Source organism: Lysinibacillus sp. fls2-241-R2A-57 (assembly GCF_030209535.1).
In the GTDB taxonomy this organism is placed as follows: Bacteria; Bacillota; Bacilli; order Bacillales_A; family Planococcaceae; genus Lysinibacillus.
Map to the genome: position 1 here is coordinate 1 of NZ_JARVRU010000173.1, position 15,500 is coordinate 15,500.

At 34.8% G+C, this 15,500-nt stretch carries 15 protein-coding genes; 4 read left to right on the forward strand and 11 right to left on the reverse strand.

Annotated elements, in window-relative coordinates:
• Positions 1–241: 241 nt before the first annotated feature.
• Positions 242–1,432, reverse strand: coding sequence for a DHH family phosphoesterase (locus QRN68_RS22450; protein ID WP_285399321.1), 1,191 nt, complete (start codon positions 1,430–1,432; stop codon positions 242–244).
• Positions 1,433–1,918: 486 nt separating this feature from the next.
• On the opposite strand from QRN68_RS22450, the gene QRN68_RS22455 reads away from it, so the two are divergent.
• Together QRN68_RS22455 and QRN68_RS22460 are read left to right on the forward strand one after the other, a co-directional pair.
• Complete coding sequence (locus QRN68_RS22455; RefSeq protein WP_285399322.1) at positions 1,919–3,562, forward strand: pyridoxal phosphate-dependent decarboxylase family protein; 1,644 nt, start codon at positions 1,919–1,921, stop codon at positions 3,560–3,562.
• Positions 3,537–5,243: a methyl-accepting chemotaxis protein gene (locus QRN68_RS22460; RefSeq protein WP_285399323.1), complete on the forward strand. Its 1,707-nt coding sequence runs from the start codon at positions 3,537–3,539 to the stop codon at positions 5,241–5,243. Before QRN68_RS22455 ends, QRN68_RS22460 begins: the two co-directional genes overlap by 26 nt.
• A gap of 245 nt (positions 5,244–5,488) precedes the next feature.
• Here the strand turns inward: QRN68_RS22460 and QRN68_RS22465 are convergent, their stop codons facing one another.
• The 10 genes from QRN68_RS22465 to QRN68_RS22510 form a co-directional block, all read right to left on the reverse strand.
• Positions 5,489–6,427 carry an SDR family NAD(P)-dependent oxidoreductase gene (locus QRN68_RS22465; RefSeq protein ID WP_285399324.1) on the reverse strand — a complete coding sequence of 313 codons (939 nt, stop codon included), beginning with the start codon at positions 6,425–6,427 and terminating at the stop codon, positions 5,489–5,491.
• A gap of 83 nt (positions 6,428–6,510) precedes the next feature.
• Positions 6,511–7,080 carry a TetR/AcrR family transcriptional regulator gene (locus tag QRN68_RS22470; RefSeq protein ID WP_285399325.1) on the reverse strand — a complete coding sequence of 190 codons (570 nt, stop codon included), beginning with the start codon at positions 7,078–7,080 and terminating at the stop codon, positions 6,511–6,513.
• Positions 7,081–7,315: 235 nt separating this feature from the next.
• Positions 7,316–7,744, reverse strand: coding sequence for a GatB/YqeY domain-containing protein (locus QRN68_RS22475; RefSeq protein ID WP_285399326.1), 429 nt, complete (start codon positions 7,742–7,744; stop codon positions 7,316–7,318).
• Between the two features lie 90 nt (positions 7,745–7,834).
• The gene (locus tag QRN68_RS22480; protein WP_285399327.1) at positions 7,835–8,071 is read right to left on the reverse strand and encodes a hypothetical protein; all 237 of its coding nucleotides are present in this window, start codon (positions 8,069–8,071) and stop codon (positions 7,835–7,837) included.
• A 143-nt stretch (positions 8,072–8,214) separates the two neighbouring features.
• Positions 8,215–9,243 (reverse strand): DUF1835 domain-containing protein, encoded by a 1,029-nt coding sequence (locus QRN68_RS22485; RefSeq protein ID WP_285399328.1) that lies wholly within the window; start codon positions 9,241–9,243, stop codon positions 8,215–8,217.
• Positions 9,244–9,383: 140 nt separating this feature from the next.
• Entirely contained in the window at positions 9,384–10,142 is a 759-nt protein-coding gene (locus QRN68_RS22490; protein WP_285399329.1) for a formate/nitrite transporter family protein, read from the reverse strand.
• A 693-nt stretch (positions 10,143–10,835) separates the two neighbouring features.
• A complete protein-coding gene (locus QRN68_RS22495) occupies positions 10,836–11,834 on the reverse strand; it encodes a zinc-dependent alcohol dehydrogenase family protein (protein ID WP_285399330.1) in 999 nt (332 codons plus the stop codon).
• Between the two features lie 239 nt (positions 11,835–12,073).
• Entirely contained in the window at positions 12,074–12,757 is a 684-nt protein-coding gene (locus QRN68_RS22500) for a VOC family protein (protein ID WP_285399331.1), read from the reverse strand.
• Between the two features lie 86 nt (positions 12,758–12,843).
• On the reverse strand, positions 12,844–13,182 hold the full coding sequence (locus QRN68_RS22505) for a cupin domain-containing protein (protein ID WP_285399332.1): 339 nt from the start codon (positions 13,180–13,182) through the stop codon (positions 12,844–12,846).
• Between the two features lie 242 nt (positions 13,183–13,424).
• The gene (locus QRN68_RS22510) at positions 13,425–14,195 is read right to left on the reverse strand and encodes a GNAT family N-acetyltransferase (RefSeq protein ID WP_285399333.1); all 771 of its coding nucleotides are present in this window, start codon (positions 14,193–14,195) and stop codon (positions 13,425–13,427) included.
• 122 nt (positions 14,196–14,317) lie between these two features.
• Between QRN68_RS22510 and QRN68_RS22515 the strand changes: the two genes are divergently transcribed.
• Positions 14,318–14,860: a GNAT family N-acetyltransferase gene (locus QRN68_RS22515; RefSeq protein WP_285399334.1), complete on the forward strand. Its 543-nt coding sequence runs from the start codon at positions 14,318–14,320 to the stop codon at positions 14,858–14,860.
• 17 nt (positions 14,861–14,877) lie between these two features.
• On the forward strand, positions 14,878–15,303 hold the full coding sequence (locus QRN68_RS22520) for a GNAT family N-acetyltransferase (RefSeq protein WP_285399335.1): 426 nt from the start codon (positions 14,878–14,880) through the stop codon (positions 15,301–15,303).
• Positions 15,304–15,500: the final 197 nt, after the last annotated feature.

The window sequence follows — 15,500 nt, forward strand, 5'->3', positions numbered from 1 at the left end:
ACGTTAACACTACGCTTTCGCTCAGTCAAAACCATTTGTTGCTGTCGCTACGTTAACACTACGCTTTCGCTCAGTCAAAACCATTTGTTGCTGTCGCTACGTTAGCACTACGCTTTCGCTCAGTCAAAACCGCCCAGCCGGAACGGAAATCAACCAGTCGTTTTGCCAAAGAGCCACGCTTTGTATGACACCTTAATAATTCCCTTCACAAAATAACACCATGAAAGAAATAATATATCCCTTACTCTTGATGACGAATCTTTTTGGCCTCTTTCATTAAATAATCTACAAATAACTCATCTTTAACTAACCATGCTTGATAATTTCTTTTTAAAAACCATTCCGCTTCATAAAAGCTTGTAAAGATTTGATCTAATGGAAGTTTGTTTTTTTCAATTACCCAATCAAAATCACTTATTGAGTATAGGAGGAAAACATCTTCCTTAAGGTTTTTATACAATGTCCCAAAAGAAGAAAACCTTAAATTATAGCGATTTCGTTTCGCATCCTCTGGGATTGGTTCTATATGAAATGTTTGTGCCACATACTGCTCATAAGCTTCATCTGTTAAAGAGCAACCAGCCGCTTTTTGATGACCGCCCCCTCCAAATTCTCCTGCAATGGCCGAAACATCTATGTGATCATGAATCGTACGAAAGGAAATTTTTTTGCCCCCCATATTTAATATAGCTATATAATCAAGGTGTACATTTTCTTTTCCCAATTCATTACCAAGCTCTGAATGATAAGATTCTGCATAAACCACACCTGTAAAATAATCTCCAATTGCTGTTTGCACTAGCTCCCTTTTTTTCCGTCGGATATAACGTTCTATTTTCTCTTCTTCCATGTTTAAAATTTTCTTTTCAAATTCATCAAAATCAAAATGCCCGCTTGTTTTTAAACGTTCAAGCATCTTTTCTTCAAATTCCTCGATCGACACCAAAAAAAAGAGAGTATTTAGACGATGGGCTTGGTGATTTTCATTCTTTTCCCATTCCCATGTATCGTATTGTCTAACTAACTCTACAAATTCTGTGATGGAATTCGTTTTCTCTAATAATCCATGTGTAACTAGATACTGATAAAATAAGGATGTTGCCGATGTTAAATATCCATTTTCATCCTCTACCAACACTTTACCCCATTCATATTCGTTCAAATGATGAGCTGTTTTATGGTGATCAAGCAGTTGAACTTTGCTAGTAGCGATATAATACTCATTCAATCTCTTTTCATTTTTCTCGTTTGGAGATAAATCGGTAATAAATAAAAAAGTATCTTGCTTGGTATTGTCTAAAAAATACTCAATCTCACGGTCAAGCGACGCAATCGAATTGTATCTTACTTTTACTTGGTCATGAAAGGCAAGCTTGGCTAAAATTCCGCAACCTACTCCATCTAAATCATTATGTGATAGCAATTTATACATTTTTTCACCTCAAAATTAGTATGGTTTATCATTGAAAAAATTATTGGTTTACAGAACAAGAAAAATCAAGTGAGTTCGGAGAATGCTACCACAATATTTCGAATAAAGCGAACAAAGAAATTAACAAAAGTAATTCTCCCCCAAATAGTCATAAAGTATTATAACATTCACTTTTTTAAAAACTAAAAGTTATTCTTTGAATAGTATTTACTATTAAGCAATCTATTTCTTCACACTATTTAGCAAGCACTAATTTCTGCAATGATTTTCTCGAAAACATCATAAAAACCCTCTACAATACAACCTTTCCAAAAACACCCTATTGCCAAACCACCCTTCACAAAAAGTAATTAGATTATTTTAAAATGTCAAAAAAGAAAATATAAATTCATTTTCTGTTATAATATGTTATTATAATTTTAGTAAAACGACCTATTTTTTTGAAATAAAAAATAGAGGAAATATGAACTATAAAGGATGATAAACATGAAAAAAATCCAACAATTATTCCAAAGTGAAGACGGAAATATCGAACAAAGAGAGAATTTATTATCTCTATTAGAGAAAATTGTTTCCTCTTTAGATGAGTTAAAGGACCCAAAATCAACAACTCTTGGACCGATGAAAGAGCGTTCTGACAATTTTTACAAAGAGCTAATGCAAGATAATCAAGTACCAACTTCAGGTGTAGGACTTGATCAGGTTGTGGATGGATTAACACAATTGATGCAAGGACATCCTTACCATACACGCAACTTTGTAACAAATGTTTTACCAATGGCCAGCATTCCTGGCATATTAGGTCAATTTACAAGTGCCTTACTTAATGGTAACAATCTATGGGATGTATACGGACCAGCTGCCGCAGAATGTGAGGTAAAGGTGGTCGCAATGATGTCGAAGTTAGTTGGCTACGACTATACACAAAGCTTCGGTTACACAACTTGGGGTGGACAAGGGGCTGTTTTCAGTGGGCTACGTCTTGCAATCGCTAAACAATTCCCTAACGCAAAGGAAGATGGCGTACCAAATAATTTATATTGCTTCGCTTCAGAAAATGCGCATTACAGCTTATTAAAATCAATTGAAGCAGTCGGCATCGGTAGCAAGCATTTAATTCGTGTAAAAGCTGGACAAGATCATTCAATGGATATCGAAGACTTACGTTTGCGTATGACTGAGGTTATCGAAAACGGTGGCATTCCAGTGTATGTAGTTGCTACAACAGGCGCTACAGATCAATTTGCTATTGATGATGTACAAGCAATCAAAAATGTTACAACTGAGCTAGAACAAAAACATTCCTTAAAACCTATACATATTCACGCTGATTCAGCTTTAGGTGGTTTTTACGCATTCTTCAACGATTATGACTTTAAGGCAAATCCACTTCAGTTTGAGGCTGATGTTTTACAAGGTTTAGAACAAATTAAAGAACGTATGCAATATTTACCTATTGCAGATAGCCTTTGCTTCGACTTCCAAAAGCTTGGTCAAACACCGTATTTAACAAGCTTATTCTTAATAAAAGAAGGAAAACATTTGCAGCTATTAGATATTGAGGACTTCGACACACCTTATGTAGGCAATCGCGGCTATGGTTCTTATCATACAGGCTATACATTAGAGTGCTCTCGTATGGGTAGTTCAATTGCTATTTACGCAGCATTACAGGCGTTTGGTAAAGAAGGCTACCAACAAATATTAGCGAATTATGTGCGTGTAAATTTAGCGTTCCGTGCACAATTAGCCGAGAAAACGCCTATGTTACAACTAGTAAATGAATCTAATATCGGACCAGTCACAGCCTTCCGTTTATATCCAGAAGGTTTGAATTGGAAATCTGAACAGTCAGGTAGCTATACACAAGATCAGATTGAATATATTAATGGCCTAAATGCTTCTTTATTTGAAATTATAGGTGAAGGTCGTGACGAAGTATTTTTCGGCGATACAACACGGGTTTGCACTGTCATCACTAGTGATACAAAACAACAAATGCCAGTCGCTGCTGCAAAATTCTTTTCTATTTCTCCTTATACTGAAACGGAGCATATTGGTGACATGATTCATTTCTTACAACAAAAGTTGAAAGTTTTGGAGGATGCTAAAGTTGAATATAGTCACTAAGCTAAAGAGTTCTTTACTCTATAAATATATTGCAAGTTTTACAATTCCAATTACGATTATCTCAATATTATTTAGCGTCGTATTATTTATTGTGTGTAATCAAATTATCAATAATTATGTTATTACACAATTTGAGTCGTCTTTAAATGTTATATCTAAAACTATTTTTGAAGATATCGACAAAAACGATGTCAAAGCTGCAGATAACGGCGATAAGGATAAATATGACGAACTATTAAATCAATTAAATGAAACACTTAAAAATTTTGATATCGAAAACGCCTACGTCCTTTCACGTTCAAATGGCAAGGAACATATAGTTGCATTAAGCAATAAAGATAATCATCAAGAGGCCTATACTTTTAGTAAAGAAATGCGTGAAGCGTTAGATTCTGGAACTGTTAAATCTAGTGAGATTTATGAAGATGAATACGGAATGCATAAATCGATTTTTATACCATTTGAAGATACCGATATTCTTTTTGGTTTAGATATGGACGCTTCTTTCATTTCTAAACTTGAAACAAATCTTTTTTGGAACTGTATCATTATGACCGTGATTTTTGTGATATTTGGTATTATTGTGGCTTATTTCATTAGTAAAGGTATTATAAAACCAATTAAAAATATGACTGGTTATGTTGGTAAAGTAGCAAAAGGAGACTTAGCTGTTGAACCACTTCATATCAAGGGTTCTCATGAAATTGCACAGCTTTCTGAAGGCATTGAAAATATGACCGCAGACTTACGTTCGCTTATTCAGCAAATTGCTGAAAATGCTGAGCAAGTAGCCGCTATGTCTGAAGAGTTAACGGCAAGCTCTGAGCAAACAAGTGCATCTATTCAACAAATTACCTCTTCTATGCAAGAAGTTGCTGCGGGATCAGAAAAACAAACTTCCTCTATTGAAGAAGTAGAAAGTCATATTACAACAATCTCTACAAAGATGTCAGAAGTTGTATCTAGCGTTAATGATGTCACTGCTAAAGCATTTAGTGCATCCTCTATTTCAGAAAAAGGCAATACAACGATTCAAAGTGCTACAGAAAAAATGACGGTCACATCTAATGCTATTCAAGAGTCTACAAAGGTTGTGGAACGTTTAAGCACATACTCAAATGAGATTGGAGACATTGTAACCTTAATTAATGAAATTACGGATCAAACAAATTTACTCGCTTTAAATGCATCTATTGAAGCAGCACGTGCTGGTGAGCATGGTAAAGGCTTCGCGGTTGTAGCTGAAGAAGTTCGTAAACTCGCAGACCAATCGTTAGCAGCGACAAATAGTATTCGAACACGTATTGAAACGATTAAGGAAGAGTCTGCCCAAGCTGTTAAATCCATGGCAATTAGTAGTAATAACCTTGCAGAAAGCTCTAACGCCTTTAATGCATCAGGTGAAGCCTTTGGAGAAATCTATTCGCATATTACTGCACTAACTCAAGAAATGGATCATGTTAATAATATCATTACAAATATTAATGACGGGGTTAGCAGCATTGCAATTTCTGTAGAGGATGTAGGTGTAGTAGCCGTTCAAGCATCTGGAAACATTCAGAATGTAGCAGCTGCTTCTGAGGAACAATCTGCAAGTATTGAAGAGATTACTGCGTCTTCAAATAATTTAGCTGAGATGGCACAGCAACTTCGTAATATCACACAAAAATTTCAGTTATAAGAAAAACTAAGCAATAGTATTCTTCTTTCTGATAACAAAAATCCGCTATACTTTTTGTGGGTAAGTTTCTCCCAACAGAAGTCTATGCGGATTTTTGTTATGATTTTTCATGCGTGTTGATTAACCATTTTTATCAACACTAATTAATTTGAAGACTCTAATATACACTACTGTTGAGCGTCAAGTAGCCCCACGCTACAATCAGTTTAGCAACAAAAAAATCCTTTTATCGCTCAATAATAAACCTATTTTGCCCTCTTGTTCATCCATACAATCGTTTCTTCTAGCCCTACTCTATATGCAGTATGTGGTAAAGTGCCTATTTCCTTTTCGTATTTTTCCCCACTTAATATGACCGGTTTTTCTGTTAAATACAATATCTCAACTACTTCTTTCATAGAAGGAGAAAAAACTCCGATACAACGTATCATCCCTTTAGAGATTGTACGAATACCTTTTTTATAACCAGTAATTTCACGTAATATTTTTATCAGTTCATCCCCTGTTATCGGATGAATAGCTGGAACATTCCAATTCTGATTATATGCAGCATCTCGAGAAGCAAGCTCAACCATAGCCTTTGCACCATCAACTGTATAAAGGAACTCCCTTTTCACCTGCATATTTCCTACAAAATTAGCTTTTTTACCTTGTGCAACGTTTTTTAGCGTTTCATAGAGTATTGTATTCTCTGCATTTGGCCCATATAAATCAGGCAAATGAACGATTAACGAGGGTACATTACTTTCCTTCAATTTGTTTTCCATTGCTAAACGAATTTTCCCCTTCTTTGTTTGCGGTTCTTTTCTCCCCTCCTCTGTAATTCGATTTGTGGACTGTCTTCCATATGCATAAATATTATCTACAAGCGCAATCTTTGCTCCTTGCTTTTCGGCTATTTTAATGACCATATCTAAGCACCGGTTATGCTTCTTTTCCCAATCCTGATATGGAAAACTAATAGCATGAAAAATAACATCCACATCATTTGAAGCCTTCATCATTTCCTGTTCATTAAATGCATCGCCAGAAATGATTTCGACATTTTTGTCATGCTGAAAAAGTGCAACTAATTTTACTTTATTTCTAGCAAAGGCCTTTACCTTTATATTGCGGCTTACTAATTCATTAACTAAAGCATAACCCATCCCACCAGACGCCCCAATAACTAATGCAGTTTTCAAAGAAAATACCTCCTTTATTAACCACTGGTCAAATCGCTGTAAAAAGTAAGTTCTAGATTATTGAAACCTAGAACTACATTTCCTTATGTTAAAGCGTTAAAAAGAAATTTTGCATGTACATCTGCTGCCTCTTTCGCTTCCTCATAATTTTTTACATAATGACGATAATGTGCAACAAAACCATGTAGAGCAATAAATGTAGAATGTATATCTGAAATCAACAGTTCAGTCTTTGATAAGGACTGTACAGATTGTGCAAATTTTTCATAACTAAAATTTGCTGCCTCTTGTGAAAGCCCATCCATTTCACTGTCCCTTATTATAAACATTAATTCATATTGGCTTTGATTATTTAAACCAAATGCCATAAAGCCTACAAAAATATTCAGCAGTTTAGCATTATTATCTCCAGGACCATTCACAGTTTCATCTAAAGTATTATTTAATTCAGAAAAATAATCACCTAAAATTGAGTAAAAAATTTCTGCTTTATTTTTAAAATGATAGTAAATAGCCCCATGACTGCAGCCAAGCTCTTTAGCTATACTGCGCATCGATACTTGATGAAAATCCTTCGCTATAAATTGCTTATGTGCCTCATTTACAATCATTTCTTTCGTCAAATCTTTTGTTGACTGTTTACGTGGTGACATAATGTCCTCCTTGTTTGACCAGTGGTTAATTAATAGTATATGGATAATTTCCACATTTTGCAATAGCTACTAAAAGAAATCTTGCTTCTTGGATACCAAAAGGATCTATAATCCAAATCTGCGAATCAGTTGCAGTTATTCAATGCTGGTGTACTTAGATAGTAAGGTAAAAAGATGATTGTTAACCAAAACAATCGGATCACCTACATGGAAGGCGATCCGATTTTAACTATAATTATGAAATTAAACTCTTCACAACTTTTGAGATCATAGCACCTTCTGCTTGACCAGTTAATAGAGGTTTTGCAATTTTCATCGCTTCCCCCATATTCATCCCTTTTACAACGCTAGCTGCCACAAGTTTTTCTACAATTTCTTCTTCAGTTAATTGCTTCGGTAAAAATGATTTTAATAGGACTAATTTCGCTTCCTCTTTTTCAATTAAGTCAGCTCGCCCTGCATTTTGAGCACCTTCTAATGCCTGATTTGTTTGCTTTACCTCACGATTAACGATAGCAATTTCCTCTTCAGTCGATAAAGCTTCTCCCTTTTCCTTCTCAGCTAAATCTAGGGCAGATTTCAAAAGCGATAGTACGCCTTTTGCTAATACGTCCTTTTCTTTCATTGCCTTTTTTAATTGTTCAAATACCTCTATTTTTAACATTATGTTCACTCCTTCTAGCCATTTATTCCATATAAGATTATACCATAAAAAAATACCGTAACCTTAGGGGATACGGTAAGTTAAGATCGATTATTTTGCTTTTTGAAGAACAGATACTTCAGCTTTTGTTTCTAATAGATCAAGTGATACAATCCCAACTTTTGAATCAAAAACATCAATTTTTTTACTTAAATTTTGTTCAATCTTATCTAATCTTGTTCCCACTGCTTCGATTTGTTGCTGAAGATCTAATTTCATGTCTTGCATTTGCTTAGAAAGCTCCAAAATTGCTTGAAGGATAGTATGTTGATTCACTTCTTGTTCCATGATCGTCTTCCTCCACTCTTTTTTATAATTCATTATCTATTAAATTCACGACATTAATCACATTGACACAACAAAAAAAGTAGAGTTACACATAAGTAACTCTACCTGTCATTCTATCTATGATTTATCTCAAAGTCAAAGTATTAATAGATGGGATTTGTTAAGTATTCATCCGTTAATTTTACTTCATATAATCGCATGGCTGCTAGATCTCCTTTATATGTAAAGACGCCTTGCTTAATTAAAGTGCGCAAACGATATTCAATCCAACTACCGCCACGATATTGTTCCATATGTCCCAATACTTCCCCAATTAATCTTGCAGCCTTTCTATACATAACTTCCCCATCCTCCTCATGCAAACGTTTGGCGCATGTAATTATGAAAGCATCATCCCGATCTTCATTTATATTGTGCCAAAGTTCATGATGCTCCCACGAACGGATTATATTGTAATCATCAACAAGCATTCCTAAGCCTTCCTCATATAATGCTTGTTGTTTTGCTTTATTTAAAGGGCGTAACTCGTAATGTTCATAAAATAGGAGTAAATCCTCTGATTTTATTTCTCCTGAAGACATCGGATAATTTTCTTCGGCTAATTGCGGAAACGTATAAGTTTCATGAAATGCTTGAAAAGTATCTAGTACAAACACACGATTTAGCTTATTTTTTAACAATGCCAAAACTAGACGGAGCCCTGTTTGCTCATGAGCATTTTGGCATGTCAAAATCATTATATCCTGATGAGGAGGGATATTCTTTATTTTTTCAAAAGCATCTATTATATCTTGTTGATAAACTTTTAGCTCATCATTATCTATACTATATCGCTCTTGTAACCACATTACACGTGCCTTAATTCCAGACTCTTTATGTAAATCTTTTACTGGACCAACAGAAAAATCACTTGGCAAAATAATAATATCTTCAGTAATTTCATAGTCCGTCTCTCTGAATGCGGCTCTCAAGCTTCCACCAGGAGAATGACCAAATACAATATGTACAGTTTGTGCATTTTTGAATTTGGTGTAATCTTCTGCTTGCTTTAAAATAAATTGCTGCATATCTTCGGTCGATTGTTTATTAATTAAGGAAAAGAAAAGCATTGATTTTGCATCTGCTTCACTTAATTTGTGTATCGCATCTTTCAATTTCTTAATATTTTCCACAATCTTCACTCCCTCATGAAACATTATTACCCTTACTAATACTAAGATTATCATAACTAAATAAATTAAGCTTTACAAACTGCCATGGCACTTACTAAGTGTCGTACCAAGGAAGTTGCAATAGAAATAACTAGTGAATATTAATCTTTTGCATTCACCCAATAGACAAAACCAATAACAGCTCCCCCAATGATATTACCTAGCGTTACGGGTACTAAATTTGAAATGGCACCTGCAAACGATACGAGTTCACCATGAGGTATTAAGAGAGCAAGGCTAAACAATGTCATATTTGCTATACTATGCTCAAATCCAATTGTAACAAACGGGAAAATACAGCAAAAAATCATCACTAATTTTGCGGTTTCTGTTTTTAATTTATAGGTACACCATACTGCCAAACATACTAGTAAATTACATAAAATACCTCGACATAAAAGTGCAACAAAGCCAGCGTTCATCTTAGCTGTAGCTAGTTTTTCAATGTAAGCTGCCGTGTCTCCGACTACTTGCCCCGCGTTATAAAATAATAAGGCTCCTAAAAGAGCACCAAAGAAATTCCCTATGTAACTAAACGACCAAATTCCTAACATTTCTAATGGGGATGATTTTTTTGATAGTGTACTAACCGTTAAAACTAAATTATCACCGGTAAATAAATTTGCACCAGCCATCATGACCATACTAAGTGCCACACCGAATGCTAATCCTTGTATGATCTTCATACTCGGTACCCCAGCAGGATCTAATAAGCCGCCAATAGTAACGATGAGCATAATACCAAAACCAACAAAAAGTCCTCCAAAAATCGCCTGCAGGAAATAATTGACAGGTCTTTGCTTCATCATTCTAATTTTTGTTCCAGCTGTTGTACAAACAGCAGAAATTGTTTCTTTCATACTTTCATCTCCTAAAAAACATCAAACTAATTTAATAACTCGTTTTTAACGCTGATCATAAGTGGTCACCCCATTTCCACTCTAATCAACTTATAAGGCTCTTCACCATAACGTGTGGTTGATTTCCGTTCCGGCTGGGCGCTTTCCTAGGGGCGTCCGATGAGCCGCTTGGGCCTACACGATGTAGGTCACGAAGGCGTTATCACAGGACGTGATGTTTTTAGCCTTCGTTCCTCTGTATGCTCGCTCCAGGGTCTCATCTGTGACGCTAATCCCTAAGGAGTCGCCCAGCCGTAACGAAGATTAACCTATATACATGGCATACGTTTTAACAAATGTCATCCACAACTTTTGGTGATGAGCCACTTATAAACAAGAGTTACATTTTATCAAATTTCATCCAAAAATTTTGGTTTTAAGCAAATTTAAAGTAAATTGCATCAAATAAGCATATATTCATGTATTTAAAAAGTGAAGAGTGACAAAAGTTGTAAGGTTTATGGAACGGAGGTTGTACCTTTTTTCAGATGTTCCAGAAATGGTAGCTGACTTGATAATGAAGCCAACCCAAACTATTCATTAGCTAATAACTTGGTCAAAACAAGCACTTGAGATCGAATGAATACCCAAAGCTAAAAAAACGAAGGGTAGAATAGACTCCCCTTCGTTTCTCTATAGGCTATCAATAGCTTGTCACCCGTTGAAAGAAGTTAAAAAAACCTTCCCTTTAGTTGTTTTAGACGATTCAACTGCCGCTATTGCCTTTTTAATGTCTAACAAATCATAATGAGAATCAACCGCCATCATTTTTAACGTACCACTATTAACGAGATTGATTAACTGATGAAATGTATCTTGCCATCTTTCTATCGAGACTTGCTTATTCCAATGACGTAAATGGAACATACTTGCCTTGACATTTGCCTCTTTAACAATACTTTGCCAATTCACTTGTACACCTGATAAAAGACCAATTGCTAAAAAATTGCCTCCAGGTTTCAAACAGAAAGCAAGATCATTGCCTGCTACCCCACCAATAGAATCAACAGCAGCATCAGCACCTCTTCCATTCGTTAGTTCCATTACTTTCTCATAGAGCGGTTCAATAGTGGTATCTATTACATAGGAAGCTCCAAGCTGAATTAAATCAGCGGTATGTCTATTATTTCTACTGACCGCGATTAACTGAAAACCTAGCAATTTTGCCAGCTGAGCAAAAATATGTCCAATTGCGGACCCACAGGCATTCACTAATAAAACATCATTTGGCTGCAATTGTAGAATGTCTATACAAGTCACCCAAGCCGTCATTGGGTTAATATACATTTGGGCTGCAGTAAAATCATCTATAGAATCGGGGATTGGTACTGCAAATTTCGCGTTAGTTTTTACAATTTCCTGCCAAGTTCCTTCTCCTCGCAAAGGTAATACACGCTTTCCAATAAGATTTTTAGAAACAAACGGACCTACCTCCTCTACAATACCCACTCCTTCATAGCCAGGAATTGTTGGTAAAGAAATTCGATGAGCATACTTCCCCCATATTGGTATTAAATCGGAAGGATTAATAGGTCGTGCCAGCATTCGAACAAGAATTTCTTGTTCTTGAGGGGGGTAAATCGTTTTATTTTCAAACTTTAAAACTTCCCGAGGGCTTCCAAATTCATATAATTTAATGCTTTTAGCTTTCAAAAAATTAACTCCTTTATGATTGATTAATAGCATTTTTTGCAACTACTCAAAATGAAACCTTCAGGAGTGGTTTTTCTTATCTCCACCGATTATTTGTCTTCACCAATCGGGCTTTTATGAGCAGTTTTTCTTCCGCTTAATTTCTTAGCTATTGCGAATATTAAATATTCCCCTAATCACTTTTCGAATAAATATACTTTTTTATTCAATAAAAATTATAAGGTGGTCTGATGGTGTTTTTAAAGCTGTGAAATGGTAAAATCACCGTTTTCGGTCATACATAGTTGCAAGTTTTTATTGATTTCTATCTTAATAGGACTAACAATTGCTTTTTTATTAGAAAAATACCAAACTCGTTCACTTGGTCCTAAAAGTAAATTTGCTCCATCCTCATAGTTCCCCATAAACGTGAGAGCATTTGAGCGAATTTCGTTATGATTCATTGGCGTTATACCGTATTCTTTTAAACTATCGGCTACTGAATAAATAGCATCCGTCGTTAAATTCATTTCGGCAATATTTAGTACATGCTCGGGTGAAAAAGACTTTACATCCTGTTTTGGATTTACTTCCTGCCTTGAAATGAGCTCAATAATATTTCCCTCTGGATCATAAAAATAACAAGAATGAGCTTTTAATGTATCAAAATATACTTCATCCTGTCCCTCTGAAAATAATAATTCTGCATATTCTTTTACCCAGCTTTTCGCTTGCTTAAATAAATTACATGGAATATTTAACGCAAAATGATATTGCTTTTTAACCAAATACGATATTTTTTCAAAAGTGATAACACTTTCACCAACAGCTATATCAAAAACATTATCCGTATCCCGTATTAATGTAAATCCTAAATGATTGCAGTAAAATTCTTTCGTTTTATGTACATCATACACATATAGTGTCACCTTTGTAATCTTCATTCGTAAAACATCCCCTTTGCAATTGTTAGCATTTACTATACTTACTAAAATAAATATCTACCTCATGCAAAAGAATGAAACTTACTTTATGGTTGGATACGATCGCCTCTACTATTTGGCTGTGAAATGACCAAAAACTCTACATCATCCTCTGAATCATTTCGCATCTGATGCGGTTTAAGGGACGGCACTTCAATTCCTTCATTCTTCCGTAAGACGATACGTTTTCCGTCAATATCAATTGTTGCTGTTCCAGATAGCACAAAGAAAAATTGTTGTGCATGATGATGATAATGATTTACCTCTGCTGTTTTAGCGGGCATACGCTCATGAATAATGCTAAGCTCATTGTTTTTAACTAAATGCCAGCCATCACATTGATCTCCCCAACTATAATGTTCTGCATACTGTTTGCTAATTTTCAAAACTAATCAACACCTTCATTCCTATGGATATTTTTCCAATATTTCTATACAGTATAAATAAAGAATATTATTTCAAAAAATTCACGCAGTAAGGAGTGGGAACGATGAATATCAAAAAACAATTGCTGGGCACAACCCTCGGCTATATACTGGGAATATTAATTGCATACATCTTTTTCGATTATTTTTCTTGGTCGTTTACTATAGGCTCTTTGGTAGGTATTTGTTTATTTGCTCTAATTTTAAAGTTTATGAGAAAGGCATAATGTATTTAATAACTTTTCAAACTTGTTTGCACTCATAATTTCATGTGTCATAAACCGACCGTTGTAAAACAGTCCAAAGGTAGTCCATATGATAGGTGCATTCTGCGCTTCATCTTTCGTCATTAGTTGATATGCACAAAAAGGAATGCCCCTTTTCTCTGCTATATTTTTCAAATCATCTATAACACCTACTGCAAACGGACATTGAGCTGTGTAATATATCACAATACCATTATTGTTGACTAAAGGATTTTTCACCTGTAATTTAAACGAAGGATCTTCTACCCTATCATTAAATTTATAGACAGCTAGCTGAAAATATGATGCTGCATAATCTACAACTGTAAATCCTAAATGTTCAAAAAAACGTCTATCACTTAGAAATGGGAGTTTTTTCTTTCCTACTATATGTACGATGCCATCCATACCTTGCGCTAGTGCATCTTCCTTACACTTTTCAAACAGTTGTCTAGCATGATTTTGATTTTTGAATTTACCTGAAACCCATAGGCAATTAATATACATATAATTCGGTGCATTAATTGGAACCCAAGCTTGATTTGCAGGTAAATATTCAATAAACACCTTTGCTCGATCGTTTAAACGATAAAAGACCAATCCTTCATCCATGCGGTTCATTAGCCATTCTTTCTTTTCTTTTACCGCATGCTCGTATTGCTTCGCACCAAGTGCACAACATATATGCTCCCGTTCAATATTGTTCCTAGTAATTTGAATATAATCCACTTTACCATCCCCCCTCCCTCTTATATTACATCTTTTCGAGGAGTTGCTATCAAAATACACTTAACTTTTTCATTCAATAAATTTACAATAATATTACAGCTACTTGAAAAGGAGGAATACATTTGGAGAGAATTATCATCAGACGTCCCCAATCAACAGACACCGAAGAGTTGCATAAGTTTTTTTTACTTGTTATTGCCGATACATATACAAAGGAAGGACTTGCAGAGCTCTATGACGAGCAAAAAAGCGAATGGGAAATGAAAAAACATTATTTAAAATTGGATTTAGATAGCCAAGGTGAGGAGCGATTTTTCTGGTTAGCAATTCACGAGGAAACAAAGAAAATTGTAGGAACAATAGAATATGGTATCGCAAATGAATTGATTCAAAAAAACGTTCTGGAAGATCTAACAGACTTTCCTGAGATTGGGACAGTTTTTGTGCACCCCATCTATCAAAATCAAGGTATAGGAACGATGTTACTTCAAAAAATGTTAACAACGCTAGAGAGTAAAAATAGTAGAGGTTTTTGTTTAGATAGTGGTTATAAACAGGCTCAATTTATTTGGCAGAAAAAATTTGGCAAGCCAGACTTTTTACTTGAGCATTATTGGGGTGAAAACAGTCACCATATGATTTGGAAACGAAAATTCCCAATATAAAAGAGGAGGAATAATTCATGCAATACAAAATTTCACAAGAACTAGATACTGGCAAAAAATCTTATATTAATAACAAGTTATATGAATTTAATTTAAAGCATTTTCCAAATGATTTAAGGGGTAGATATCAAGAAATCAATTTATTTCTTACAGATGAAAAAGATCAAATTCGTGGAGGCATTCTGGGGGAAATTTGCTGGAATTGGTTAGAGATACATACACTTATGATCGATGAGGATCTTCGTGGATTAGGGTATGGGTCTAAATTGTTATTAGATATTGAACAAATTGCTGTAAATAACGAATGTGATTTCATAAAGGTAGATACTTTAAGTTTTCAAGCTTTAGATTTTTATCAAAATCATGGATATGAAATCTATGGTACATTGGACAATGTCGGAAGAGATTATAAACATTATTATTTAAAAAAGGATCTTTCATAGGAGCTGCTAAACAAAAATTGAGCTCTCATCATTGTGCATGGGCTATCAAACTTCGACGGAAACCAGAAAATGCTATAGGCGATGTTATATAACTTTAAATACCTCTACTAATTGTTTCTATACTTGTTTTCTACATCACTATTTCACAGAATTGAGCTTCAGGAAGCCCACTTCTTCAGAGGTGGGAGGAATGAAGT